The following is a 24,878-nucleotide window of genomic DNA, read 5'->3' as shown; positions in this document are numbered from 1 at the left end:
TCCTGTAGGAGCTGCCGCAGGCTGCGATCTTTTGATCTTAACGATTCGGCTGTGGCGTCAGGCGTAGATACGGCTTCACCGCCCGATAGCCCTTCGGAAAGCGCTGCTTGATCTCTTCCTCATCCTTGAGCGACGGCACGATCACCACCTCATCACCGTCCTGCCAGTTGGCCGGCGTGGCCACTTTGTAGTTGTCGGTGAGTTGCAGCGAATCGATCACCCGCAGAATCTCGTGGAAGTTGCGCCCGGTGCTCGCCGGGTAGGTGATGGTCAGGCGAATCTTTTTGTTCGGATCGATCACGAACAGCGAACGCACGGTCAGCGTGTCGTTGGCGTTCGGGTGGATCAGGTCATACAAATCCGAGACCTTGCGATCGGCATCGGCCAGGATCGGAAAGTTGACGACGGTGTTCTGGGTTTCGTTGATGTCTTCGATCCACTTGTGGTGCGAGTCCACCGGGTCGACCGACAGCGCGATGGCTTTGACGCCGCGCTTGCTGAATTCATCTTTGAGTTTGGCGGTGAAGCCCAGCTCGGTGGTGCACACCGGGGTGAAGTCCGCCGGGTGGGAGAACAGCACGCCCCAGCTATTGCCCAGCCACTCGTGAAAACGAATCTTGCCGGCGCTGGAATCCTGTTCGAAGTCGGGGGCGATGTCGCCGAGTCTGAGGCTCATGGTGCTGCTCCTGATGAGGTGGTGGAGACCTCAACTGTAGCTCGGGATTTGCCATGATGAAAAAGAATAAATAATCAGATATCTAGATCATAAGTGAATATTAAACATCTGTTCACTGGACGCTGAACGGCATCCCGACGAACATCGGTCGCAAGGTTCGAGAAGGCCTTGAGTTGCAGTAAAGAGGGAAATTCGGGGAGGGCTTACGGGGGTGGGCCTGACTCGAAAACGCAAAAGCCCCGTCCGGCGCGATGCCGGACGGGGCTTTTTTTACGTCAGCTTTTTACATCAGGTGCACGAGCGCGCTATTACAACAGCGGGATCGAGTAGCTGACGATCAGGCGGTTCTCGTCCTGCGAACGGGTGTTCGGCAGGTCGGTGCGCCATACGGCGTTTTTCCACATCAGGCCGACGTTTTTGAACGGGCCTTCAGGTACGACGTAACCGATGGTGAAGTCGCGTTCCCACTCGGAACGATCCGAAGCGTTTTCGCGGCCGTTGGTGCCAACGGTGTCGATCGAATCGCCTTTGAGGTAAACCACACCGGCGGTCAGGCCAGGCACGCCAACTTTGGCGAAGTCATACGAGTAGCGAGCCTGCCAGGTTTTCTCGCCGGCACGACCGAACTTCTGGATCTGCATGTCGGTAATGGTGTAGTTCGACGAACCGTCGCCTTGGTTCAGCCAAGGGAAGTCGCTGCTACCGTTGGAAACCTGGTAGCCGCCACCGAAAGTGTGGCCTTCAACCGTATACAGGAACAAGCCGCTATACAGATTGTTGTCGACTTCACCGCGACCGTTACGAACGCCGGTGTAGTTACCGGTGCTGTAGTAGGCAGAATCGGTACCGTTTTTGCCGTCGTCGGAGCTATTGAAGTAACGGAAGTCAGACTTCAATACGCCCGGGCCGATTGCCCAGTTGTGAACCAGACCCAGGAAGTGTTGCTTGTAGAAATCTTCCAGGTTGCCGTAGTAGTACTGGGCGGTCAGGTCTTTGGTGATTTTGTAGTCACCACCGGCGTAGATGAACTTGTTGCTGTCACGGAAGCCAGTACCGCGGGTGTTTGCACCGCTGATGGACAGGTTTTCGTTGTTGCTGGAGTTACGACCTTTCACGGCTTCGATCTGACCACCGACCAAGGTCAGATCCTTGATTTCGCCGGAGGTGATCTGGCCACCCTGCCAGGTTTGCGGCAGCAGACGACCATCGTTGGTCACGATGACCGGCAATTTTGGCTGCAGGGTGCCCAATTTCAGTTCGGTCTGGGAGACCTTGGCTTTGGCAGTCAGGCCCAGGCTGGAGAAGTTGTCCACCGCTTTGCCGTTGGACTCGCTCGGGAACACGGTGCCGCCGTAAGCAGTACCGCTGTTGCCGTTAGTACCGCCGCCCGAATCCAGACGCACGCCCAGCAGGCCGATAGCGTCGATACCGAAACCAACAGTGCCTTGGGTATAGCCGGAGATGAAGCGCAGATCGAAGCCTTGGCCCCACTCTTCGTTCTTGTTCGGGCCAGTGCCATCACGGTTATCAGTGTTGATGTAGAAGTTACGCAGCCCCAGTGTGGCCTTGCTGTCTTCGATGAAACCGGCGGCGCCTGCCTGCTGCGCCATAACCCCTACGGCCACAGCCAGGGCCAAGGTGGACTTGTTCATGTATAGCTCCTCTCGTTTCTAATTTTTGTGTTCCTGGCCCGGGGTCTGATGCCCTGGATCCTAAGATGCGCGATTAGCGCCAGACCGTGACTGACAAGTCAATCGTAACCTCGTGTGTCTACGACCAAGGTCTAATCGCAGTGATTTGGTCCCTGCACAGTACTGATTTCCTGATAACCCCAAAAAGAATTATTTCATTCTTTTTAATACCATTCGAGTATATGGCCCATTAATGGCCACCTGCAGCGGGATACAGGATATCGGCTACTAAGCTCATTCCTAAATGGTATTTGTTAGCCTTTTTTTAGATCGATTAGCTTTGGCGTATTCAAATCACGTCAAACCCTATCCAAAAGGCGACGCCATCATGGCCAAACGCGCACTATCGAGTCAATTTGTTACAGTTTGTGTATCGGCGATATTTTCTTTTTCCGCACAGGCGGCCGACCTCACCGTCGGTTACCAAACCGGTATCGATCCGAGCAAAGTCCCGCAGGCTGACGGCGTCTACGAGAAAACCATTGGCGAGAAGATCGACTGGCGTCGTTTTAACAGCGGCCCGGAAGTTGTGACAGCCATTGCTTCGGGCGACGTGCAGATCGGCAATCTCGGTTCCAGCCCGTTGGCGGCGGCGGCCTCGCGTAATCTGCCGATCGTGGCGTTCATTGTTTCGGCACAGATCAACGCCGCCGAAGCACTGGTGGTGCGCAATGGCAGCGGCATCAATACCCCGCAGGATCTGGTCGGCAAGACCATCGCCACACCGTTCGTTTCCACCTCGCATTACAGCCTGCTCGGTGCGCTGAAGCACTGGGGCCTCGACGCTTCGAAAGTCAAAGTGGTGAACCTGCAACCGGCAGAAATCGCCGCGGCGTGGAAGCGTGGCGATATTGATGGCGCGTTTGTCTGGTCGCCGGCGCTGGGTGAAATCCGCAAGACCGGCAAGACCTTGACCGATGCTGCGCAAGTTGGCCAGTGGGGCGCGCCGACCTTTGAAGTGTGGGTCGCACGCAAGGACTTTGCCGAGAAGCACCCGGACGTCGTGGCCAAATTCGCCAAGGTCACGCTGGACTCGTTTGCTGATTACGCGGCGCACAAAGACAGCTGGACGGCTGACTCGGTGCCTGTGCAAAAAATCGCCAAACTGACCGGTGCCAATGCCGCCGACGTGCCTGAATTGCTCGCCGGTTCCGCATTCCCGGATGCCAAGGCACAACAAACCACGGCGCTGCTGGACGGCGGCACGGCGAAGGCGATTGGCGAGACGGCGAAGTTTTTGAAGGAACAGGGCAAAGTTGAGACGGTGCTGCCGGATTATTCGCCGTACGTGAGCGCGAAGTTCATCACCGAGTAATTGATCGTTCCCACGCCGATCGCTGATCGTTCCCACGCTCCGCGTGGGAATTCAGCCCGGGACGCTCCGCGTCCCATCGAAAGCCGAACGCGGAGCGTCCGTTGAGGCATTCCCACGCAGAGCGTGGGAACGATCGATGAACCGGGTCAGAGGGTTTTTTCGAAGATCTTCGAGTTGCGTTGGTAGTTGTACAGCGACGCCCGCGCCGCTGGCAGGCGCTCGACGCTGCTCGGTTCGAAGCCGCGTTCGCGGAACCAGTGCGCGGTGCGCGTGGTAAGTACGAACAACGTTTTCAAGCCCTGCGCCCGCGCACGTGTCTCGATGCGCTCCAGCAGCTCATCGCCGCGACGACCGTGGCGATATTCCGGGTTCACTGCCAGGCACGCCAGTTCACCGGCGTCCGATTCGGCAATCTGATACAGCGCCGCACAGGCGATGATCATGCCTTCACGTTCGACCACGCTGAACTGCTCGATCTCGCGTTCCAGCACTTCGCGCGAACGACGCACCAGAATCCCCTGCTCTTCCAGCGGACTGATCAAGTCGAGCAAACCGCCGACATCTTCAATCGCCGCTTCGCGCACCAATTCGAATTGCTCTTGCGCGACCAGCGTACCGCCACCGTCACGGGTAAACAGCTCGGTCAGCAGCGCACCGTCTTCGACGTAACTGACGATATGGCTACGCGCGACACCGCCACGGCAGGCTTCGGCAGCGGCATCCAGCAGTTCCGCCTGATAGTTGCTGCCCAGACGCTGCAAATGCGCCGGCACTTGTTGCGGGCGCAGTTCGCGCACCAGTTTGCCATTTTCGTCGATCAGGCCGAGGTCAGCGCCGAACAGCAGCAGCTTATCTGCACCCAGATCAATGGCGGCGCGGGTAGCGACGTCTTCGCAGGCGAGGTTGAAGATTTCACCGGTCGGCGAGTAGCCCAGCGGCGACAGCAGCACAATCGAACGCTCATCGAGCAGGCGATTGATGCCCTTGCGGTCAACGCGGCGCACTTCGCCGGTGTGGTGATAGTCGACGCCTTCCAGCACGCCGATCGGCCGCGCGGTAACGAGGTTGCCGCTGGCCACGCGCAGACGCGAGCCCTGCATCGGCGACGAGGCCATGTCCATCGACAGCCGCGCTTCGATGGCAATGCGCAACTGGCCCACTGCATCGATCACACATTCCAGCGTCGCGGCATCGGTGATGCGCATGCCGTGATGGTAATGCGGGGTCAGGCCGCGCGCGGCGAGGCGGGTTTCAATCTGCGGGCGCGAACCGTGCACCAGCACCAGCCGCACGCCAAGGCTGTGCAGCAACACCAGGTCATGGACGATGTTGCCGAAATTCGGATGCTCCACGCCGTCGCCGGGCAGCATGACGACGAAGGTGCAATCGCGGTGGGCATTGATGTAAGGGGACGCGTGACGAAGCCAATTAACGTATTCGGGCATGAACCTGGGCCTGTAATAAATAGCAGCCGGAAAAAGGGCGAAACGGAAAACGCACAGCGGGCTGATGGTTATCGTCGGAACAGGCTTGGCGACACGCGCGCTCTCCTCATGAATACGGGTTCAATTCCCACAAATTTAACGACCTCCCCTGTAGGAGCTGCCGCAGGCTGCGATCTTTTGATCTTGAAACCAACATCAAAAGATCGCAGCCTTCGGCAGCTCCTACAAGGCAGGCGGTCAATTCTTCAGGCAGTAATGTTCAATCAGTTGCCGTAATAGATGCACGGTAGGCCGCAAACGTGACATTTCAAGGTACTCGCCGGGCTGATGCGCGCAGGCAATGTCGCCGGGGCCGAGCACGATGGTTTCGCAGCCGAGGCGCTGAAGATAAGGCGCTTCGGTGCCGAACGCTACTGCTTCGGCGCTATGACCGGTGAGCTTTTCGGCGATGCGCACCAGTTCGGCGTCTGCATCCTGCTCGAACGGCGGCACTTCCGGGAACAACGGTTTGTAATCAATCTTCACCTGATGCCGCTCGGCGACCGGGTTGAGCTTGCGCAGAATCTCCGCGCGCAGCACCTTCGGATCCATGCCCGGCAGCGGTCGCAGATCGAACTCCAGCGAACACTGGCCGCAAATCCGGTTGGGATTATCGCCGCCATGGATGCAGCCGAAGTTCATCGTCGGCTGCGGCACGCTGAACTGCGGGTTGTTGAATTCACGCTGCCACAACAGGCGCAGACCGCGCAGTTCGCCGATCGCATCGTGCATCGCCTCAAGAGCGCTGTGGCCCAGGCGCGGATCCGACGAATGGCCGCTCTGCCCGAGAATGTCGATGCGCTCCATCATGATGCCTTTGTGCATGCGGATCGGCTTGAGCCCGGTCGGCTCGCCGATCACTGCCGCACGCCCCAGCGGACGCCCGGCCTCGGCCAGCGCGCGGGCGCCGGACATCGAGCTTTCTTCATCGCAGGTCGCGAGGATCAGCAACGGTTGCTTGAACGGCTGATCGAGCAGCGGCAACACCGCCTCGATGATCAGCGCGAAAAAGCCCTTCATGTCGCAACTGCCGAGGCCGACCCAGCGGCCATCGACTTCGGTGAGCTTCAGCGGATCGGTCTGCCACAACGCATCGTCGTACGGCACCGTGTCGCTGTGCCCGGCCAGCACCAGCCCGCCGGGGCCGCTGCCGAAACTGGCGAGCAGGTTGAATTTGCCGGGGCTGACTTGCTGGATATCGCAGCTGAAACCCAGATCACCCAGCCAGCCGGCGAGCAAATCGATTACCGCGCGGTTGGACTGATCAAGGTTCGGTTGGGTACAGCTGACCGACGGCGCGGCAATCAGCGCAGCGAACTGGTCTTGCATGGACGGCAAAGGCATCGCTGACTCCAACTCCCGATTTGAAGTCCATCATAGAACCATCCGGCGTCAGGAATAAACCGCCGCAGGGCGTAGGACGAATCAGTCCTGTACACTGCACGGCCTTGGCAGCCACATATTCCCCGGCTGCGCTCCCGATCCTGGATTTTCCGGCCATGCAGAAAGAAACCGAAATCAAACTCCGCGTCAGCCGCGAAACCCTCGCCGCCCTGCGCGAGCACCCGTTACTGAAAAAACGCAACAAAAGTGGCTGGGAACGCCGTGAGTTGATGAACCAGTACTTCGACACCCCCGAGCGCGATCTGGCTCAGGCCAAAGTTGCCCTGCGCCTGCGCAAGGACGGTGACGAAGTGATTCAGACCCTCAAGACCCGTGGCCAGAGCGTCGCCGGCCTGTCCGAGCGTAATGAATACGACTGGAAGTTGCCGAAAGCCAAACTCGACGTGAAGAAACTCGACGGCGAATGCTGGCCCGAGTCGCTGGCCGAGCTGGACAAGAAAACCCTCAAGCCGATCTTCACCACCGATTTCGTCCGCGAACGCGCCGAAATCGCCTGGGGCCGTGGCAAGAGCAAAGTGGTTATCGAAGCCGCGCTGGATCTCGGTCACGTTGTAGTCGGCAAGCAGAAAGAAGAAATCTGCGAGCTGGAACTGGAACTGCGCGAAGGCGAACCTGCCGCGCTGCTGGAACTGGCCGCTGAACTGGCCGCTACCCTCGCGCTGATGCCGTGCGATATCAGCAAGGCTGAGCGCGGTTATCGTCTGTACGACGCCAACAGCTACTCGCTGAGCCTGCCGGCGCCAGAGCTGACCCCGGAAACCCAACTCGACGACGCTTTTGCCGCGCTGAGCTGGCACTTGCTCGGCAGCAGCCAGCGTCTGGCTGAGCAATATCGTTTCAACGGCCACTGGCGCCTGCTGCTCGACTGGGTCGAGAACCTCGCCGAAATGCGCGCCCTGCTCAGCAGCCTCGGCCAGGCCGCGCCGCGTCAGTCGACTCACGACTTGCGCGTTGCGCTGGATGCGTTGCTGGAAGACTGGCGCCCGCTGGTGCAGGCCGGTATCGAGGACGAAGACGTACGCAAAGCCGCGCCGGAGCAGTTCCTCGAAGAACTCGAAGACCCGCGTTGGGGCCTGTTCTCGCTGAACACTTCGCGCTGGTTGCTGGCTCGCACCTGGACCGCCGAGCGTAACGTGCGTGGTAATCGTCAGGGCGGCGCGCAGTTGCACAGTTGGTTACCGCGCACCTTGGGCGAAGAAGCGACGGCCCTGCAATTGCAGCGTTATCAGCAGCAGCCGGAAGATCTGGCTGAGCAACTGCCACGTATCGAGCGTATTCAGGTCTGGCTGCACCACGCACGCAACGTGCTGGAGATCCCGGAAATGGATCGCCTGTACGGCGAACTGAACAAACTGGCACAACTGGCCAACGAGCCGACGATCACTGACGAACTGCTTGATGCACGCAAGCAGCAGGCGATTGCGGTTTACCAGAATCGTGCGTGGAAAATGCTCCTGCGCATGTAACACCGCTAAAAGATCGCAGCCTTCGGCAGCTCCTACAGGGTGTACACCCGCCCCATGTAGGAGCTGCCGCAGGCTGCGATCTTTTGCTTTATCGCAAGACAGGCAAACTCGTGGTGGATTTGATCTCCGACAGCGCCACAATCGAATTCACTTCCTGGATCCCCGGCACCAGCGACAACTTCTCGAAGAAGAACCGCTCATACGCCTCAATGTCCGCCGCGACGATCCGCAACAAAAAATCCACCGCGCCCATCAGCACATAACACTCCAGCACCTCCGGAAAGCCGCGAATCGCCTCGGTGAATTCGGTGAAGTTCGAACGCCCGTGCGCGTTGAGTTTGATCTCGGCGAATATCTGCGTGTTCAGGCCAATCTTCTTGCGATCAAGCAAGGTCACCTGGCCACGAATGATGCCCTCCTCCTTCATCCGCTGAATCCGCCGCCAGCACGGCGATTGCGAGAGGCCGACCTGCTCGGCGATCTGCGCGCTGGACAGTGAAGCGTCCTCTTGCAGCAGGGCGAGAATCTTGCGGTCGTAGCTGTCCAGCTCACTGTGCATAGAAAAACCTCTAATCAACAGCCTCGCGAATTGATCCATTCGATCAATCGCCAATAACGCCGATCATAGCCAAGAAATACCCCGCACGGAATGTAAAAATTCCTCCAGAGAATTTGGAGACTCGTCATGCCGCACCTCGAAGCCGTCACCACCACGCCCACCCGCGCCGACGTCTGGAACGTCAGCAACGCCCATTGCCTGGCGCAATATCAAATCCTCGCCGAGGCCGAGCCGGATTTGCTGGTGCGGGTGCTGAATCTGTTCGCCCTGCAGTTCCTCACGCCCGAACAGGTCAACGTGCAGCGCATGGACGATCTGATGTCGATCGACATCGTCATGGGCGGCCTCAGCTGGCATCGCGCGCAAGTGATCGCGGAAAAACTTCGTAACCTGATCAGCGTCTGCTCGGTGGATCTGCAAAACGCCGACAACGCTTGGGATGCGCCTGCACAAGCGGCCGGCTGACAAATCCGGCAACGGCTTCGTCGGGTAGTGGCCCAACGGTCTGCCCGGCCGCGACTATCCTTTTGCGCACTGTCGTTTAAAAGGAAGCCCGCATGTCCGTTCAATTCGCCACTCAGGACCGCTGGCTGGAACTCAATGATGTGCTGCGTGAACTGGTCGCCCAAGGCTTTATCTGCCAGGACGCGGCGGAGCAGGCGCTGAATGCGCGCCGCCGGCACGCCGCAAATGGCCAGATGCACCCGCTGGAATTCATCGCCAGCCAGCAACTCGACGACCTCAGCCGTCCGGGCAAACACCTCGACCTGGAAAGCCTGACTTTGTGGCTGGCGCAGCAGGCCGGCCAGGCGTATTTGCGCATCGATCCGCTGAAGATCAACGTCGCCGCGATCACGCCCTTGATGTCTTACGCCTTCGCGCAACGGCACAAGATCCTCGCCGTAGCGGTCGACCGTGATGCGGTGACTGTGGCCAGCGCCCAGCCATACGTCACCGGCTGGGAAGCCGATCTGACTCACGTGCTGAAACTGCCGATCAAACGGGTGGTGGCCAACCCGGCGGACATCCAGCGCTTCAGCGTCGAGTTTTTCCGGCTGGCAAAATCGGTCAGCGGCGCCAGCAATGCCGATGCGCAGAGCGGCAACCTCGGCAACTTCGAACAACTGCTCAACCTCGGCGCCAGCGATCAGGAGCCGGACGCCAACGACGCGCACATCGTCAACATCGTCGACTGGCTGTTCCAGTACGCCTTTCAGCAGCGCGCCAGCGATATCCACATCGAACCCCGGCGCGAACAAGGCACCGTGCGTTTTCGCATCGACGGCGTGCTGCACAACGTCTATCAATTTCCGCCGCAGGTGACCATGGCGATCGTCAGTCGCCTGAAAAGCCTCGGGCGGATGAACGTCGCCGAGAAGCGCAAACCGCAGGACGGCCGGGTCAAGACCAAGACCCCGGAGGGCGGCGAAGTTGAGTTACGCCTGTCGACGCTGCCCACCGCGTTCGGCGAGAAAATGGTCATGCGGATTTTCGATCCGGAAGTGCTGCTCAAGGATTTCGATCAACTGGGTTTCAGCGCCGACGATCTGCGGCGTTGGCAGGACATGACCCGCCAGCCCAACGGCATCATCCTGGTCACCGGGCCGACAGGTTCGGGCAAGACCACAACGCTGTACACCACGCTGAAAAAACTGGCGACGCCGGAAGTGAACCTCTGCACCATCGAAGACCCGATCGAAATGGTCGAGCCGGCGTTCAACCAGATGCAGGTGCAGCACAACATCGACCTGAGCTTCGCCGCCGGGGTGCGTGCACTGATGCGGCAAGACCCGGACATCATCATGATCGGCGAGATCCGCGATCTGGAAACCGCCGAAATGGCGATTCAGGCAGCGCTCACCGGGCACTTGGTGCTGTCGACGTTGCACACCAACGACGCACCCAGCGCGATCAGCCGTCTGCTCGAACTCGGCGTGCCGCATTATCTGATCAAAGCCACCGTGCTCGGCGTTATGGCCCAGCGTCTGGTGCGCACGCTGTGCCCGCACTGCAAGGCACCGCAGACGCTGGAGGAAGAAGACTGGCAAACCCTGACCCGCCCGTGGCAAGCGCCGCTGCCGGGCAATGCGCAACGGGCCATCGGCTGCGTTGAGTGCCGCGACACCGGTTATCACGGCCGCGCCGGGGTTTACGAAATCATGCAACTGAGCGACAGCCTGAAGGCGTTCATCACGCCGGACACCGATCTGGCGGCGATTCGACGTCAGGCGTTCAAGGAAGGCATGCGTAGTTTGCGTCTGTCCGGCGCGCAGAAGGTGGCGGCGGGGCTGACCACGGTTGAGGAAGTGTTGCGGGTCACGCCGCAGAGTGAGCTCAAGTAGACCCATAGGGAACTGGATCGGGGCTTGGCAATCCAACGCCCTAGTTAACCCCCAGGAGTCACCTCATCATGCGTCTCAAACTTGCTGTCGCCACCTTGGCCCTGCTGTCCCTTCCCGTTGGTTCGGCCATGGCGGACAGCTTTTGGCGTAACGTCATTTCGTCCGGTGCGACCACCGGTTCGACCTACCTGACCTTCAAGGATCACAAGCTGATCATCGCCGCACAGGACGATGCCGGCAGCTTCGTCGCCAGCGACGGCGGCATTCGCGGGCCGTACCTGGAAGCCGCGATGCAGAAAGTTCGCGCCGACAACCCGGGCCTGCAGGCGACGGACATGGAACTGGCGAATGCGATTCTGGCGAAAAACGCCGTGGCTTCCGAGTAACTCAAAAACAAAAGATCGCAGCCTGTGGCAGCTCCTACAGGGAAATGCATTCCAAAGTAGGAGCTGCCGAAGGCTGCGATCTTTTGATCTTCAGCGGTAATCGTCCACCGGCACGCACGCGCAATACAGGTTGCGATCGCCGTAAACGTTGTCCACCCGATTCACCGCTGGCCAATACTTGTGCGCTTTGGTGTGCGCATCCGGGGTGATGCCTTGTTCGATGCTGTACGGCCGCTCCCACACCCCGGTGACATCCGCCAAGGTATGCGGCGCGCGTTTCAACGGATTGTCTTCTGCCGGCCAGTTACCGTTTTGCACCTCGGTGATTTCCGCTCGAATGCTCAGCATCGCGCCGATAAACCGATCCAGCTCAGCCTTGGATTCACTCTCGGTCGGCTCGACCATCAACGTCCCCGGCACCGGGAATGACATGGTCGGCGCATGGAAACCGTAATCCATTAACCGCTTGGCAACGTCCTCTTCACTGATCCCGGTCTGCGCCTTCAGCGGCCGTAAATCCAAAATACATTCATGCGCCACCCGCCCGTTACGCCCTGTGTACAACACCGGGAACGCGCCGGACAAATGCTGCGCCAGGTAATTCGCCGCGAGAATCGCCACCTCGCTGGCATCGGCCAATTGCGGGCCCATCATGGCGATGTACATCCAGCTGATCGGCAAAATGCTCGCGCTGCCCCACGGCGCGGCACTGACGGCGCCGTTCTGCGGCAGCGGCCCGTCGATTGGCACCACCGGGTGATTGGCGACAAACGGCGCCAAGTGCGCACGAATCCCGATCGGTCCCATGCCCGGCCCACCGCCGCCATGAGGAATGCAGAAGGTCTTGTGCAAATTCATGTGCGAGACGTCGGCACCAATGTCCGCCGGCCGCGCCAGCCCGACCTGCGCGTTGAGATTGGCGCCGTCCATGTACACCTGACCGCCGTGTTGGTGGATCACTTCGCAGATTTCGCTGATGCCCTCCTCGTACACGCCATGGGTCGACGGATACGTCGCCATCAAGCACGCCAACTTATCCCCAGCCTCAGCGGCTTTCGCCTTCAAATCTTCCAGATCCACGTTGCCCGCCGCATCGCACTCGACGATCACCACGCGCATCCCGGCCATCTGCGCCGACGCCGGGTTGGTGCCGTGGGCTGACGAAGGAATCAGGCAAATATCCCGAGCGCCCTGTTGCCGGCTCTCGTGATATTTGCGAATCGCCAGCAGCCCGGCGTATTCGCCCTGCGCACCGGAGTTGGGCTGCATGCAGATCGCATCGAAACCGGTGATCGCGCAGAGCCAGCGCTCCAGCTCCTCGATCATCAGCGTGTAGCCGACGGCTTGCTCGCGCGGCACGAACGGATGCAGGTTGGCGAATTGCGGCCAGGTGATCGGGATCATCTCGCTGGTGGCGTTGAGTTTCATGGTGCAGGAGCCCAGCGGGATCATCGACTGGTTGAGCGCCAGATCCTTGTTCTCCAGTTGTTTGAGGTAGCGCAGCATCTCGGTTTCGCTGTGGTGCGCGTTGAAGACCGGATGGCGCAGGTACGGCGTTGTGCGCTGAAGGTTGACGGGGATGCCCGAGGTCAGCGCCTCGGCGTCGAGATCGTCGACGCTCAAGCCGTGATCAGCCCCGAGCAAGACATCGAACAGTTTCGCCACGGTCGTTTCATCGCAGGTCTCGTCAAGGCTCAGCCCGACGCGGCCACGGCCAAGAATCCTCAGATTGATCTGCGCCGCCTGAGCGCTTTCGATGACCGCGGTTTGTGCGCCACCAACGTCGAGCGTCAGCGTGTCGAAAAACTGCGCGTTCAGGCGTTTCAGCCCATGCCGTTCAAGGCCTGCAGCCAGAATGCAGGTCAACCGATGTACGCGCTGGGCAATGCGTTTCAGACCTTCCGGGCCGTGATACACCGCGTAGAAACTGGCGATATTCGCCAACAGCACCTGCGCTGTGCAGATGTTCGAGTTGGCCTTCTCGCGGCGGATATGTTGCTCGCGGGTTTGCAGGGCCATGCGCAACGCGACGTTGCCCCGAGCGTCTTTCGACACACCGATGATCCGCCCGGGAATCGCCCGTTTATATTCCTCACGACTGGCAAAAAACGCCGCGTGCGGGCCGCCGTAACCCATCGGTACGCCGAACCGTTGCGATGAGCCAAACACCACATCGGCGCCCAACTCACCCGGCGGGGTCAGCAACAGCAAACTCAACAAATCCGTGGCGACACACGCGAGCGCTTGCTGCGCGTGCAAGTGATCAATCAATGGACGCAGATCGCGCACTTCGCCGTGGGTGTCGGGATATTGCAGCAGCGCACCGAATACCTGGTGCTGCTTCAAGTTATCCACAGCGTCGATGATCAGCTCAAAGCCGAAGCCCTCGGCGCGGGTCTGCACCACGGAAATGGTCTGCGGGTGACAGTTCTCATCGACGAAAAACAGATTGCTCTTCGACTTCGCCACACGCTTGGCCAAAGCCATGGCTTCAGCCGCCGCCGTGGCTTCATCAAGCAGCGAAGCGTTGGCCAATTCGAGGCCGGTGAGGTCGATGGTCAGTTGCTGGAAATTCAGCAGCGCTTCGAGCCGGCCTTGGGCGATCTCCGGTTGATACGGCGTGTACGCGGTGTACCAACCGGGATTTTCCAGCACGTTGCGCAAGATGACGGTCGGCGTCAGGGTACCGTGGTAGCCCATACCGATCAGGCTGCTCCACACCTGATTCTGCTCGGCATAACCGCGCAGTTTGGCCAGCGCCGCTTGTTCATCCAGCGCCGGCGGCAGATCGAGTGCACGATTGAAGCGGATGCCCGGCGGCACAGTCTGTTCGATCAGTTCGGCGCGACTGCCGAGGCCGAGGCTGTCGAGCATCGCTTGTTGCTCGGCGGCATCCGGGCCGAGGTGACGACGCAGAAAGGCATCGGGATCGCGTAACTGGCTCAAGGACGGCAACTGGGACATGACGGGCTCTCTCTTGGCTGGCGCTCGGCGTCAATGCAACACGGTCAAACCAGCATAGCAGTGCCCTTGAAGATCAAAAGATCGCAGCCTTCGGCAGCTCCTACAAGGTCTACACCATCCCCCTGTAGGAGCTGCCGAAGGCTGCGATCTTTTGATCCTGAAAAAAAAGCCCCGACAAGTCGGGGCTTTGGGTATTGCTTAATGCTTACTCGCCGATAGCAGCCTTGTAAGCGCCGGCATCCAGCAGCTTGTCCAGCTCAGCCGCGTCGGTTGGCTTGATCTTGAAGATCCACGCGCCGTACGGGTCGGAGTTCAGCAGTTCAGGCGAACCACCCAGCTCTTCGTTGACGGCAATCACTTCACCACCGATCGGCGCGTAGATGTCGGAAGCGGCTTTCACCGACTCAACCACACCGGCCTGATCTTGTGCAGCGAAGACCTTGCCGACTTCAGTCAGCTCGACGAACACCACATCACCCAGCGCTTCCTGCGCGTGATCGCTGATGCCCACAGTGACGGTGCCGTCGGCTTCCAGACGGGCCCATTCATGACTTTCGGCAAAACGCAGGTCGGCAGGGATATCGCTCATCTTCGGTGTCCTCGAGAAATTGTCAGCGGTCGTGCCCGCCGGAAAAGGTTAGATCAAAGTTTTGCCATGGCGGACGAAGGTCGGTTTGACCACGCGTACCGGGTACCACTTGCCACGGATTTCCACTTCGGCGCGGTCGGCGGTTGCCATCGGAACACGCGCCAGGGCAATCGATTTGCTTAGCGTAGGGGAGAAACTACCACTGGTGATCTCTCCTTCGCCAACATCGGCGATACGAACCACTTGATGAGCGCGCAAAACACCGCGCTCTTCCAGCACCAGACCGACCAGTTTGTGCGCCACGCCGACGGCTTTTTCCGCCTCCAGGGCAGCACGGCCGATGAACTGGCGCGAGGCCGGTTCCCAGGCGATGCTCCAGGCCATGTTCGAGGCCAGCGGCGAAACGTCCTGATCGATGTCCTGACCGTAGAGGTTCATCCCGGCTTCAACGCGCAAGGTGTCGCGAGCGCCGAGGCCGATCGGGGAAATGCCGGCGCCAACCAGATCGTTGAAGAAACCCGGAGCCTGATTGGCTGGCAGGACGATTTCCAGACCGTCTTCACCGGTGTAACCGGTGCGCGCGATGAACCAGTCGCCGTCGGTATAGCCTTCGAAGGGTTTGAGGTGCTGGATCAGCGTGGCGCGGGATTGGGTCACCAGCTCGGCAATCTTGTGCCGGGCTTGCGGGCCTTGAATGGCCAGCATCGCCATCTCGGAACGCTCATGCAGTTGCACGTCGTAGCCGGAAAGTTGCGCGTTCATCCACGCCAGATCCTGATCGCGGGTGGACGCGTTGACCACCAGACGATAACCCTCGTCGAGGCGGTAGACGATCATGTCGTCGACGATGCCGCCACGCTCGTTGAGCATGGTGCTGTACAACGCACGGCCGGGGCGGTGCAGGCGTTCGACGTCATTGGCCAGCAAATGCTGAAGCCAGGCCTTGGCCTGGTTGCCGGTGACATCGATCACGGTCATATGGGATACATCGAACACCCCGCAATCGCGGCGCACCTCGTGGTGCTCCTCGACCTGCGAGCCGTAATGCAGTGGCATGTCCCAACCGCCAAAATCGACCATCTTCGCGCCGAGGGCGAGATGCAGGTCATACAGAGGCGTACGCTGTCCCATGGGTTTCTCCTTCCGGGCGTGGCGAAGGTGCGGACAGCCGCTGCACGGGCGAAAGCCTTGAAATAGAAGGCTCTCAGCCGATTCCAGCGAACGGGTCTGTCAGACGAACCGCACCGAATGCCGCGCATTGTAGCCGCATGATTCAGGACTCACTACTAAGTGTTTCGATGCGCCGAGCGGCGAATCAGGCCGATGACCGGCAACAGTCCAACCAAAACCAAGGTCAGCGCCGGCAACGACGCCCGCGCCCATTCGCCTTCGCTGGTCATTTCAAAGATGCGCACGGCCAGCGTGTCCCAGCCAAACGGGCGCATCAGCAGGGTCGCGGGCATTTCCTTGAGCACATCGACGAACACCAGCAGCGCGGCGCTCAACGTGCCGGGCAGCAACAACGGCAGATACACTTTGAAAAACAGTCGTGGCCCACTGACACCGAGGCTACGTGCCGCTTCGGGCAAAGACGGCCGTATACGCGCCAGACTGTTTTCCAGTGGGCCGTAGGCGACCGCGATAAAGCGCACCAGATACGCCATCAGCAACGCCGCGAGACTGCCGAGCAGCAAGGGTTTGCCAGCGCCACCGAGCCAGCCGGAGAGCGGGATCACCAACTCGCGATCGAGATAACTGAACGCGAGCATGATCGACACCGCCAGCACCGAACCCGGCAAGGCGTAACCGAGATTGGCCAGACCCACGCCAGAGTTGATCGCCGGCGTCGGCGCCAGTCGCCGGGCGAAGGCCAGTAACAACGCAACGCTGACGGTGATCAACGCCGCCATGCCGCCCAGATAGAGGGTGTGCAGGATCAGCCCGGCATAGCGCTCATCGAGATCGAAACGCCCGCGCTGCCAGAACCAGACCATCAGTTGCAGCATCGGAATCACGAAGGCGCAGGCGAATACCAGTCCGCACCAGCTCATCGCCGCAAGCGCCTTGAATCCGCGCAAGTGATACAGCGCTTTCACCCGAGGCCGCTCGTTGCTCGCGCGGTTGGCGCCGCGCGCACGACGTTCGCCGTACAGCACCAGCATCACCACCAGCAGCAACAGGCTGGCCAGTTGCGCCGCGCTCGACAGGCTGAAGAAGCCGTACCAGGTTTTGTAGATCGCGGTGGTGAAGGTGTCGAAGTTGAACACCGACACCGCACCGAAATCGGCGAGGGTTTCCATCAGCGCCAGCGCCACACCGGCACCAATCGCCGGCCGCGCCATCGGCAACGCTACGCGCCAGAAGGCTTGCCACGGCGATTGACCGAGCACCCGCGCGGCTTCCATCAAGCCTTTGCCCTGCGCGAGAAACGCGGTGCGCGCCAGCAGGTAAACGTACGGGTAGAAAACCAGCACCAGCACGATAATCACCCCGCCGGTGGAGCGCACGCGGGGTAGGCGCAGGCCTGTGCCGAACCATTCGCGCAGCAGGGTTTGCACCGGGCCGGCGAAGTCGAGCAGGCCGACGAAGACGAAGGCCAGCACGTACGCGGGAATGGCGAAGGGCAGCATCAGCGCCCAGTCGAGCCAGCGCCGTCCGGGGAATTCGCAGAGGCTGGTGAGCCAGGCGAGGCTGACGCCGAGCAGCGTCACGCCGACACCGACGCCGAGTACTAGTGTCAAGGTGTTGCCGAGCAGGCGCGGCATCTGGGTTTGCCACAGGTGCGACCAGATTTGTTGATCGATGGTCTGCCAGGAGAGCAGCAGAACGCTCAGGGGCAACAGCACCAACGCGGCAATGGCGAAGACGATGGGGTACCAGCGGCGTTGGGCGGGGTGGGCCACTTCAAAGGTCTCGCGGGGAAATCGTGGAGTGTAAGGAAGAAAGCGAAAAGATCGCAGCCTCCGGCAGCTCCTACATTGGGAAATGTGATCACCCTGTAGGAGCTGCCGAAGGCTGCGATCTTTTGATCTTTACAGCAGCAGACTCAGTTCCAGCCCGCCCGATCCATCATGCGGATCGCCTCAGCCTGACGCTTGCCCGCCACTTCCACCGGCAAGGTGTCCGCAATGAACTTGCCCCACGCCGCCACTTCTTCCGAAGGCGCCACCGCCGGGTTGGCCGGGAATTCCTGGTTCACGTCAGCAAAAATCTTCTGCGCTTCCGGCGTGGTCATCCATTCAACCAGAGCCTTGGCCGCTTCCGGGTGCGGCGCATGTTTGGTCAGGCCAATACCCGACAGGTTCACGTGCACACCGCGATCCGCCTGATTCGGCCAGAACAGTTTCACCGGCAGCTCCGGCTTCTGCTTGTGCAGGCGACCGTAGTAGTAAGTGTTGACGATGCCCACGTCGCACTGCCCGGCGTTGATCGCCTCCAGCACTGCAACGTCATCGGAGAACACGTCGGTGGACAGGTTGTTAACCCAGCCCTTGAGGATTTCCTCGGTCTTCGCCGCGCCGTGAACTTCGATCATGGTCGCGGTGAGCGACTGGTTGTAGACCTTCTTCGCCGTGCGCAGGCACAGGCGCCCTTCCCAGTTCTTGTCGGCCAGCGCTTCGTAAGTGGTCAACTCGCCCGGCTTCACCCGTTCGGTGGAGTAAGCGATGGTGCGCGCGCGCAGGCTCAGACCAGTCCAGGCGTGAGTGGACGAGCGATATTGCAGGGGAATGTTGGCGTCGATGGTTTTCGAGGTGAACGGCTGGAGGATGCCCATCTGCTCGGCCTGCCAGAGATTGCCGGCATCAACGGTGAGCAGCAGGTCGGCGGTGGCGTTTTCACCTTCGGCCTTGATGCGCTGCATCAGCGGCGCTTCCTTGTCGGTGATGAACTTGATCTTCACCCCGGTCTTGGCGGTGTAGGCATCGAAGACCGGTTTGATCAGTTCATCGATGCGCGACGAGTAAACCACCACCTCATCAGCGGCCTGGGCGGTGGTGCTACCGATCAGGGTCAGGGCCAGTGCGGTCAGAAGACGCTTGGGTGCCAACATGGGAGTGGTCTCTCGGTCGGGAAATGTGGGCCAAATGATAAGGACTCACATTTACCACCTCAATCGAACTCTTTTTGAAGGAGTTACCAGATGTTGCATGATTGACAGCCATCCCTGTAGGAGCTGCCGCAGGCTGCGATCTTTTGATGTTGTTTTTAAGATCAAAAGATCGCAGCCTGCGGCAGCTCCTACAGGGGAATGCATTTCAAATGTAGGAGTGAGCCTGCTCGCGATGAGGCCATCAGCAGCAACGAAATGATCAAGGTTTGGCGAGGGCCGGAAGATCCCCCGTCAACCCGAGGGCCTCCCGCACAAACAGCGCCTTCGCCTCCGGCATCTGCTCCACCAGCTTCAACCCGGCATTCCTCAGCCAACGCACCGGCAAACGATCCGCCTGAAACAACCGCTCAAACCCTTCCATCGCCGCCATCAGCGCGAGGTTGTGCGGCATGCGCCGACGCTCGTAACGGCTGAGCACTTTCACATCCGCCAGACGCTCCCCGCGCTCGGCCGCTTGCAACAGCACTTCCGCCAGCACCGCCGCATCGAGGAAACCAAGGTTCACCCCCTGCCCCGCCAACGGGTGAATGGTGTGCGCCGCGTCACCGATCAGCGCCAGCCCTTCCGCCACATAACGCTTGGCATGGCGCTGACGCAGCGGCACGCACAGGCGCGGATCAGCGCTGATGACTTCGCCAAGACGTCCCTCAAAAGCACGCTCCAGCTCGCGGCAGAAACCCGCTTCATCCAGCGCCATCAAACGCTCGGCTTCGCTCGGCGTGGTCGACCAGACGATCGAACACCAATCCTGCTGCCCGTCACGCTCCAGCGGCAGAAACGCCAACGGCCCGTGATCGGTAAAACGCTGCCATGCAGTCGACTGGTGCGGCTGGCTGTTGCGCACACTGGTGACGATGGCATGGTGCATGTAATCCCACTCGCGCGTGGCCATCCCGGTGAGACGGCGCACTGCCGAGTTAGCCCCATCAGCGGCGATCACCAACGGCGCGCGCAACTGTCGACCATCGGCCAGCGTCAGCAGCCAGTCATCGCCCGAGCGACGCATCTGTTCCAGCCGCGCATTGGCGAGCATGCCCAGATCGCAATCGTGCAAACGGTCGAGCAAGGCATCCTGTACCACGCGGTTTTCGACGATGTGGCCGAGTACTTCGGCGTGCACGCTGCTCGCCGAGAAATGAATCTGCCCGGTGCCGCTGCCGTCCCACACGTGCATGTCGGTGTACGGGCTGCTGCGCCGTGCAGCGATGCCGTCCCACACGCCGAGGCGTTCGAGGATTCGCTGGCTGGCCGCCGATAACGCGCTCACTCGCGGTTCAAACTCGGCTTCGGCGTCGAACGGTTTGACGCTCAGCGGGCTGCCGTCGAGCAGCAGCACTTCCAGCCCGCTGTCCTGCAGCGCCAACGCCAGGGCGCTGCCGACCATTCCGGCTCCGACAATCAGCAGATCTGCGCGCATGTCCATGCTTTAAGCCTGTCTCGCTTGCGGCTTGAGCCGCACGTAAAGGGTTTTACCGACCCGCGCGACAAGGTTGCCGGCGCCGTCATGAATGTCGACCTGCAACTGCGGCAGGTATTTCTCGCCATTGGCGGTCTGCCGGCGAATCTCGCCGAGCAAGGTCTCGTCGATGCTGAACCGGGCGAACACCGGGCCTTTGCCCGGCGCGATGAAATCGATATCGGCAGCCTTGTCCCAGACGATGTACTTCGAGCCGAGGTTTTCCATAAGCATCAGCATGAAAAACGGATCGACCATCGAGTACAGACTGCCGCCGAACTGGGTGCCGACATAATTGCGGTTGTACCAGCCGAGGCCCATCGACACTTGAACGTCGCGGAAGTCATCGCTGATGTGCCGCACGCGCACGCCAGCACCGAGGTACGGCGGGTAGAAGGTCATGACCCAGCGCATCAACCGCGCCTTGCCGAATTTTTTAGTCAACCACTTAAGCATCCGGACGCGTCCCCAACCCCATGGCCTGACGCGCAAACCAGCGCTTGGCCGGTGGCAACAAATCGAGGCCAAGCAAACCGATGTTACGCCCCAGCGAAACCAGCGGCTGCGTGCTGCCGAACAGGCGCGTGACCTGATCGGAGAAACCGACGGTGAGATCCTGATCGAGACGCTGACGCTCGCGATACGCCTGCAACGTGGCGAAATCGCCCAGCGGCTTGTCGCTGGTCAGCAACGCAGCAGCCAAGGCATCGGCATCGCGCAGCGACAGGTTGAAACCCTGCCCGGCTATCGGGTGGAGGCTGTGCGCCGCGTTGCCGAGCACGGCCAGGTGTGAGCGCACTTGCTCTTCGGCCTCGACCAGCGTCAGCGGATAAAGATGCCGCGCGCCAACCTGTTTCAGCGTGCCGAGGCGGTAACCAAACACACCCTGCAATTCGCTGAGGAAATCACGCTCGCTCAAATCGGCCAGACGTTGCGCGTCCATGCCTAAACGGGTCCAGACCAAGGCGCAGCGGTTTTCCGGCAGCGGCAGCAGCGCCATTGGCCCTTCATCGGTGAAGCGCTCGAAAGCCATGCCGTTGTGCGCTTCGCTCGGGGTGATGTTGGCGATCAGCGCGCTCTGGTTGTACGGACGCTGGCGCACGTTGATGCCCAACTGCTCGCGCAGCCCGGAGCGACCGCCATCGGCGAGCACGGCGAGGTCGCATTCCAGCGTGGTTTCATCGTTGAGGGTCAGGCGATAGCCGTCGGCCAGCGGCTCCATGCGCGTGACTTCTGCCGGGCAGCGCCAACTGATCACGTCTTTGTCGACGTGCTGCCACAGGCAATGGCCGAGCCAGGCGTTTTCCACCACATAACCAAGTGCCGGTACGCCCTCTTCCATCGCCGACAGACGCGCGGTGGAGAAGCGACCACGGTCAGATACGTGAATCTGTTTGATCGGCTCGGCTCGGCGAGAGATTTCCTGCCACACGCCCAAGCGTTGATAAATCTGTCGCGAGCCGAAGGACAGCGCCGACGAACGCGCGTCGTAGCTCGGCTGCCAACTGTCGCCGGGAGCGAACGGCTCGATCAGCACGATCTTCCAGCCGCGCGCCTTGGCCCCGGCCTGCAAGGCCAACGCCAGACTGGCGCCGACCAGACCGCCACCGATGATTGCCAGATTGACTCGACTCATGCCGCGTGTGTCCTTGCTTGCGCCATCAGCGCTTCGATGTCGGCGACGGTTTTCGGTACGCCGGTGGTGAGGATTTCACAGCCTGTTTTGGTCACGACCACGTCGTCCTCGATGCGCACGCCAATGCCGCGCCATTTCTTCGCGACGTTCTGATTGTCTGGGGCGATGTAGATGCCCGGCTCCACGGTCAGCGCCATGCCGACTTCCAGCACGCGCCATTCGCCGCCGACCTTGTACTCGCCGACGTCATGAACATCCATGCCCAGCCAGTGACCGGCGCGGTGCATATAAAAGGCTTTATAGGCTTCGCTGGCGATCAACTCTTCGACCTCGCCCTGCAACAAACCAAGTTTCACCAGCCCTGTGGTAATCACTCGCACCGTGGCTTCGTGCGCCTGATTCCAATGCTTGTTCGGCGCGATTTCAGCGAATGCGGCTTCCTGCGAGGCCAAGACCAATTCGTAAATCGCTTTCTGCTCGGGCGAAAACTTGCCGTTAACCGGCCATGTACGGGTGATGTCGCTGGCGTAGCAGTCGATCTCGCAACCGGCGTCGATCAACACCAGATCGCCGTCCTTGAGCAGCGCGTCATTCTGCTGGTAATGCAGGATGCAGCTGTTGCGCCCGGCGGCGACGATCGAACCATAAGCGGGCATTTTCGCCCCACCCTTGCGAAATTCGTAGTCGAGTTCGGCTTCGAGGCTGTACTCGTAGAGCCCGGCCCGACTGGCCTGCATCGCGCGAATATGCGCTTGCGCCGAGATCCGCGCGGCTTCGCGCATCACCTTCACTTCTGCCGCCGATTTATACAGACGCATGTCGTGCAGCAGATGATCCAGCGCAACGAACTCGTTCGGTGGCTGCGCGCCGAGGTGCGCTTTAGAGCGGATCACGTTGATCCAGTCCATCAAGTGACGGTCAAATTCGGGGTTGCTGCCCATCGCCGAATACACCCGGTCGCGGCCTTCGATCAGGCCCGGGAGGATGTCGTCGATGTCGGTGATCGGGAAGGCGTCGTCGGCACCGAAGTCGCGGATCGCGCCTTCCTGACCTGCGCGCAAGCCGTCCCACAATTCGCGTTCGGCGTTGCGTTCACGGCAGAACAGCACGTACTCGCCATGCTCGCGGCCGGGCATCAAGACGATGACGGCTTGCGGCTCGGGAAACCCGCTGAGGTACTGGAAATCGCTGTCCTGACGGTAGACGTGCTCGACGTCGCGGTTGCGGATGGCGACCGCGGCGGCGGGCAGGATCGCGATGCTGTTGGGTTCCATCTGCGCCATCAGGGCCTTGCGGCGACGGCTGTATTCCGCTTTGGGGATATGGGTCATGGGCAGATGGCTTTCCCTGGCACGCGATTAATGCAGCGACGGTTTGGCCGCTGGCGGCACGTCGGCTTTCTTGGTTTCCGAGAACAGCAGCAGCGGCGCGACGCGCAGGTACTCCATGACCTCCATGTAGTCGGTCTCGCCGTCTTCGGATTCTTCCAGCGCGTCTTGCACCTGGGAGATCGCCGCCAGATCCTGCAGCACTTCGGTGGCTTCGGTGCTGAGCATGCTACTGTCGCGGCAGTTCAGGCCGAAACCGCTGAGGAAGCCCTGGCACCACTCGCCCAGTGCAGCGGCGCGCTCGGCCAGCGGCGCGTCATCGGTCGGCAGCAGCAGAACGACGGTAACGTCGTCGCCGGTCAGCTCGCCTTTAACCATCTCTTGCAGGCCGATCAAGGCGTTGCGAACGTTGTCCTGCGGCTCGCTTTCGAGCAGTTCGGCAGCGTCGATCAACCATTCTTCGGCAGTGAAACCGGCGCCGGCGCAGCTGCGTCCGAGCAACAGGCCATGCAGTTCGGCAGGCGAGACGTTGTGGCCGCTGGAAGTCAGCAGGGTGGCGAAGGCTTGGTACGGGGAATTCTGAATGGTCATGGGCAGCTAGGCGCCAGACGGCGCTATGTCTAGAATGAAGGCCTTGTATCCTACATCGACAGACTCGCCAAGACTATTAAAGGCTGTCCGCCAGCTATCCCATCAGACAGACTCCAACTCAGTGGACACAATGGAAGACACCGACCTGCAAGCGCTGATGGCCAGACTCGAACTGTTGATTGGTCGAGTCGAGCAACTTAAGAGTCAAAACGCACTCTTACTAGCTCAGGAAAAGACCTGGCGCGAGGAACGCGCTCACCTCATTGAAAAAAACGAAATCGCCCGGCGTAAGGTCGAATCGATGATTTCGCGCCTCAAGGCCCTGGAGCAAGACTCATGAGTTCAAGCAATAGCGTCACCGTGCAGATCCTCGATAAAGAATATTCGATCATCTGCCCGCAGGAAGAACGCAGCAATCTGGTCAGCGCCGCGCGCTACCTCGACGGCAAAATGCGCGAGATCCGCAGCAGCGGCAAAGTCATCGGCGCCGACCGCATTGCCGTGATGGCCGCGCTGAACATCACCCACGACCTCTTGCACAAAGAAGAGCGCCCGGATATCCAGGCCAGCGGTTCGACCCGTGAACAGGTGCGCGACTTGCTCGATCGTGTCGATCTGGTGCTCGCCGACGATCAGACCAACACCAAGGGCTGATTCGACTGGCCGCTTGCGGTATACTCGCGGCACTCCCTGGGGTGCTTGCCAGTTGACGATGTCCCTGAGCCGATTCGCACTACCCTGGAAGTTGCACGTTGGGCTGGTGTGCATGTCCGCTAGACGGAAAGCCTTAAAGTCTACTGCATCTTCCACCTTGAACTTTCGGGTTCAAGGGCTAAGTTGACAGCGGTTCATCCGGGGAGCCTGATTCGAATCCGATGTC

At 60.5% G+C, this 24,878-nt stretch carries 22 protein-coding genes and 1 other RNA gene; 8 read left to right on the top strand and 15 right to left on the bottom strand.

What is annotated here, in order from left to right; translation table 11 throughout:
- Positions 1–37: 37 nt before the first annotated feature.
- Positions 38–676 carry a peroxiredoxin gene (locus ACP3TY_RS27105; RefSeq protein WP_212550178.1) on the bottom strand — a complete coding sequence of 213 codons (639 nt, stop codon included), beginning with the start codon at positions 674–676 and terminating at the stop codon, positions 38–40.
- Positions 677–984: 308 nt separating this feature from the next.
- Positions 985–2,328, bottom strand: a complete 1,344-nt coding sequence (locus ACP3TY_RS27100; RefSeq protein WP_426618885.1) for an OprD family porin — start codon at positions 2,326–2,328, stop codon at positions 985–987.
- Positions 2,329–2,695: 367 nt separating this feature from the next.
- Here ACP3TY_RS27100 and tauA point away from each other — a divergent pair, with 367 nt between their 5' ends.
- The gene (tauA, locus tag ACP3TY_RS27095) at positions 2,696–3,682 is read left to right on the top strand and encodes a taurine ABC transporter substrate-binding protein (RefSeq protein WP_426618884.1); all 987 of its coding nucleotides are present in this window, start codon (positions 2,696–2,698) and stop codon (positions 3,680–3,682) included.
- 146 nt (positions 3,683–3,828) lie between these two features.
- On the opposite strand, the gene argA is transcribed toward tauA, so the two are convergent.
- Both argA and argE read right to left on the bottom strand, forming a co-directional pair.
- The gene (argA, locus tag ACP3TY_RS27090; RefSeq protein WP_053124855.1) at positions 3,829–5,127 is read right to left on the bottom strand and encodes an amino-acid N-acetyltransferase; all 1,299 of its coding nucleotides are present in this window, start codon (positions 5,125–5,127) and stop codon (positions 3,829–3,831) included.
- Positions 5,128–5,364: 237 nt separating this feature from the next.
- Entirely contained in the window at positions 5,365–6,510 is a 1,146-nt protein-coding gene (gene argE / locus ACP3TY_RS27085; RefSeq protein WP_426618883.1) for an acetylornithine deacetylase, read from the bottom strand.
- Positions 6,511–6,665: 155 nt separating this feature from the next.
- Between argE and ACP3TY_RS27080 the strand changes: the two genes are divergently transcribed.
- The gene (locus tag ACP3TY_RS27080) at positions 6,666–8,036 is read left to right on the top strand and encodes an inorganic triphosphatase (protein ID WP_053124859.1); all 1,371 of its coding nucleotides are present in this window, start codon (positions 6,666–6,668) and stop codon (positions 8,034–8,036) included.
- Positions 8,037–8,124: 88 nt separating this feature from the next.
- Here ACP3TY_RS27080 and ACP3TY_RS27075 read toward each other — a convergent pair whose 3' ends face one another.
- Positions 8,125–8,595 carry an Lrp/AsnC family transcriptional regulator gene (locus tag ACP3TY_RS27075; RefSeq protein WP_007913818.1) on the bottom strand — a complete coding sequence of 157 codons (471 nt, stop codon included), beginning with the start codon at positions 8,593–8,595 and terminating at the stop codon, positions 8,125–8,127.
- A 126-nt stretch (positions 8,596–8,721) separates the two neighbouring features.
- Here ACP3TY_RS27075 and ACP3TY_RS27070 point away from each other — a divergent pair, with 126 nt between their 5' ends.
- The 3 genes from ACP3TY_RS27070 (at position 8,722) to ACP3TY_RS27060 (ending at position 11,323) form a co-directional block, all read left to right on the top strand.
- Entirely contained in the window at positions 8,722–9,060 is a 339-nt protein-coding gene (locus ACP3TY_RS27070; RefSeq protein ID WP_212550180.1) for a hypothetical protein, read from the top strand.
- Between the two features lie 92 nt (positions 9,061–9,152).
- Entirely contained in the window at positions 9,153–10,937 is a 1,785-nt protein-coding gene (locus ACP3TY_RS27065) for a GspE/PulE family protein (protein ID WP_159811930.1), read from the top strand.
- A 65-nt stretch (positions 10,938–11,002) separates the two neighbouring features.
- Positions 11,003–11,323 (top strand): DUF2388 domain-containing protein, encoded by a 321-nt coding sequence (locus ACP3TY_RS27060; RefSeq protein ID WP_171057234.1) that lies wholly within the window; start codon positions 11,003–11,005, stop codon positions 11,321–11,323.
- Between the two features lie 90 nt (positions 11,324–11,413).
- Here ACP3TY_RS27060 and gcvP read toward each other — a convergent pair whose 3' ends face one another.
- The 10 genes from gcvP to ACP3TY_RS27010 all read right to left on the bottom strand — a co-directional run bounded on the left by gcvP (position 11,414) and on the right by ACP3TY_RS27010 (position 23,998).
- Positions 11,414–14,287 carry an aminomethyl-transferring glycine dehydrogenase gene (gene gcvP, locus ACP3TY_RS27055; protein WP_426618882.1) on the bottom strand — a complete coding sequence of 958 codons (2,874 nt, stop codon included), beginning with the start codon at positions 14,285–14,287 and terminating at the stop codon, positions 11,414–11,416.
- A 205-nt stretch (positions 14,288–14,492) separates the two neighbouring features.
- The gene (gene gcvH / locus ACP3TY_RS27050; protein ID WP_053124868.1) at positions 14,493–14,876 is read right to left on the bottom strand and encodes a glycine cleavage system protein GcvH; all 384 of its coding nucleotides are present in this window, start codon (positions 14,874–14,876) and stop codon (positions 14,493–14,495) included.
- A gap of 48 nt (positions 14,877–14,924) precedes the next feature.
- Positions 14,925–16,007: a glycine cleavage system aminomethyltransferase GcvT gene (gene gcvT / locus ACP3TY_RS27045; protein WP_426618881.1), complete on the bottom strand. Its 1,083-nt coding sequence runs from the start codon at positions 16,005–16,007 to the stop codon at positions 14,925–14,927.
- A gap of 155 nt (positions 16,008–16,162) precedes the next feature.
- Positions 16,163–17,779, bottom strand: coding sequence for an ABC transporter permease (locus ACP3TY_RS27040; RefSeq protein ID WP_426618880.1), 1,617 nt, complete (start codon positions 17,777–17,779; stop codon positions 16,163–16,165).
- Between the two features lie 143 nt (positions 17,780–17,922).
- Positions 17,923–18,927, bottom strand: coding sequence for an extracellular solute-binding protein (locus ACP3TY_RS27035; protein WP_008081441.1), 1,005 nt, complete (start codon positions 18,925–18,927; stop codon positions 17,923–17,925).
- Between the two features lie 259 nt (positions 18,928–19,186).
- Positions 19,187–20,404 (bottom strand): 2-octaprenyl-3-methyl-6-methoxy-1,4-benzoquinol hydroxylase, encoded by a 1,218-nt coding sequence (locus ACP3TY_RS27030; protein WP_426620526.1) that lies wholly within the window; start codon positions 20,402–20,404, stop codon positions 19,187–19,189.
- Between the two features lie 9 nt (positions 20,405–20,413).
- Complete coding sequence (locus ACP3TY_RS27025) at positions 20,414–20,899, bottom strand: DUF4442 domain-containing protein (RefSeq protein WP_282356461.1); 486 nt, start codon at positions 20,897–20,899, stop codon at positions 20,414–20,416.
- The gene (gene ubiH / locus ACP3TY_RS27020; RefSeq protein ID WP_400651153.1) at positions 20,892–22,079 is read right to left on the bottom strand and encodes a 2-octaprenyl-6-methoxyphenyl hydroxylase; all 1,188 of its coding nucleotides are present in this window, start codon (positions 22,077–22,079) and stop codon (positions 20,892–20,894) included. Before ubiH ends, ACP3TY_RS27025 begins: the two co-directional genes overlap by 8 nt.
- Positions 22,076–23,410 carry a Xaa-Pro aminopeptidase gene (pepP, locus tag ACP3TY_RS27015; RefSeq protein ID WP_426618879.1) on the bottom strand — a complete coding sequence of 445 codons (1,335 nt, stop codon included), beginning with the start codon at positions 23,408–23,410 and terminating at the stop codon, positions 22,076–22,078. Before pepP ends, ubiH begins: the two co-directional genes overlap by 4 nt.
- Positions 23,411–23,437: 27 nt before the next feature.
- Positions 23,438–23,998 (bottom strand): YecA family protein, encoded by a 561-nt coding sequence (locus ACP3TY_RS27010; RefSeq protein WP_053124884.1) that lies wholly within the window; start codon positions 23,996–23,998, stop codon positions 23,438–23,440.
- A 130-nt stretch (positions 23,999–24,128) separates the two neighbouring features.
- On the opposite strand from ACP3TY_RS27010, the gene ACP3TY_RS27005 reads away from it, so the two are divergent.
- The 3 genes from ACP3TY_RS27005 to ssrS all read left to right on the top strand — a co-directional run bounded on the left by ACP3TY_RS27005 (position 24,129) and on the right by ssrS (position 24,861).
- Complete coding sequence (locus ACP3TY_RS27005; RefSeq protein ID WP_007911197.1) at positions 24,129–24,338, top strand: TIGR02449 family protein; 210 nt, start codon at positions 24,129–24,131, stop codon at positions 24,336–24,338.
- A complete protein-coding gene (locus ACP3TY_RS27000; RefSeq protein WP_008081434.1) occupies positions 24,335–24,652 on the top strand; it encodes a cell division protein ZapA in 318 nt (105 codons plus the stop codon). The genes ACP3TY_RS27005 and ACP3TY_RS27000 overlap by 4 nt, the downstream gene beginning before the upstream one ends.
- A 30-nt stretch (positions 24,653–24,682) precedes the next feature.
- A non-coding RNA gene (ssrS, locus tag ACP3TY_RS26995) (6S RNA) lies at positions 24,683–24,861 on the top strand.
- The last annotated feature ends 17 nt before the right edge of the window (positions 24,862–24,878 follow it).

This window comes from Pseudomonas rustica, from assembly GCF_049959085.1.
In the GTDB taxonomy this organism is placed as follows: Bacteria; Pseudomonadota; Gammaproteobacteria; order Pseudomonadales; family Pseudomonadaceae; genus Aquipseudomonas; species Aquipseudomonas rustica.
The sequence above is the reverse complement of the archived record's forward strand: the minus strand, read 5'-3'. Positions and strand labels throughout refer to the sequence as shown.

Coding starts and splice junctions, on each gene's coding strand:
- ACP3TY_RS27105 (WP_212550178.1), bottom strand. CDS start 676: ATGAGCCTCAGACTCGGCGACATCGCCCCCGACTTCGAACAGGATTCC.
- ACP3TY_RS27100 (WP_426618885.1), bottom strand. CDS start 2,328: ATGAACAAGTCCACCTTGGCCCTGGCTGTGGCCGTAGGGGTTATGGCG.
- tauA (WP_426618884.1), top strand. CDS start 2,696: ATGGCCAAACGCGCACTATCGAGTCAATTTGTTACAGTTTGTGTATCG.
- argA (WP_053124855.1), bottom strand. CDS start 5,127: ATGCCCGAATACGTTAATTGGCTTCGTCACGCGTCCCCTTACATCAAT.
- argE (WP_426618883.1), bottom strand. CDS start 6,510: ATGCCTTTGCCGTCCATGCAAGACCAGTTCGCTGCGCTGATTGCCGCG.
- ACP3TY_RS27080 (WP_053124859.1), top strand. CDS start 6,666: ATGCAGAAAGAAACCGAAATCAAACTCCGCGTCAGCCGCGAAACCCTC.
- ACP3TY_RS27075 (WP_007913818.1), bottom strand. CDS start 8,595: ATGCACAGTGAGCTGGACAGCTACGACCGCAAGATTCTCGCCCTGCTG.
- ACP3TY_RS27070 (WP_212550180.1), top strand. CDS start 8,722: ATGCCGCACCTCGAAGCCGTCACCACCACGCCCACCCGCGCCGACGTC.
- ACP3TY_RS27065 (WP_159811930.1), top strand. CDS start 9,153: ATGTCCGTTCAATTCGCCACTCAGGACCGCTGGCTGGAACTCAATGAT.
- gcvP (WP_426618882.1), bottom strand. CDS start 14,287: ATGTCCCAGTTGCCGTCCTTGAGCCAGTTACGCGATCCCGATGCCTTT.
- gcvH (WP_053124868.1), bottom strand. CDS start 14,876: ATGAGCGATATCCCTGCCGACCTGCGTTTTGCCGAAAGTCATGAATGG.
- gcvT (WP_426618881.1), bottom strand. CDS start 16,007: ATGGGACAGCGTACGCCTCTGTATGACCTGCATCTCGCCCTCGGCGCG.
- ACP3TY_RS27035 (WP_008081441.1), bottom strand. CDS start 18,927: ATGTTGGCACCCAAGCGTCTTCTGACCGCACTGGCCCTGACCCTGATC.
- ACP3TY_RS27030 (WP_426620526.1), bottom strand. CDS start 20,404: ATGCGCGCAGATCTGCTGATTGTCGGAGCCGGAATGGTCGGCAGCGCC.
- ACP3TY_RS27025 (WP_282356461.1), bottom strand. CDS start 20,899: ATGCTTAAGTGGTTGACTAAAAAATTCGGCAAGGCGCGGTTGATGCGC.
- ubiH (WP_400651153.1), bottom strand. CDS start 22,079: ATGAGTCGAGTCAATCTGGCAATCATCGGTGGCGGTCTGGTCGGCGCC.
- pepP (WP_426618879.1), bottom strand. CDS start 23,410: ATGACCCATATCCCCAAAGCGGAATACAGCCGTCGCCGCAAGGCCCTG.
- ACP3TY_RS27010 (WP_053124884.1), bottom strand. CDS start 23,998: ATGACCATTCAGAATTCCCCGTACCAAGCCTTCGCCACCCTGCTGACT.
- ACP3TY_RS27005 (WP_007911197.1), top strand. CDS start 24,129: ATGGAAGACACCGACCTGCAAGCGCTGATGGCCAGACTCGAACTGTTG.
- ACP3TY_RS27000 (WP_008081434.1), top strand. CDS start 24,335: ATGAGTTCAAGCAATAGCGTCACCGTGCAGATCCTCGATAAAGAATAT.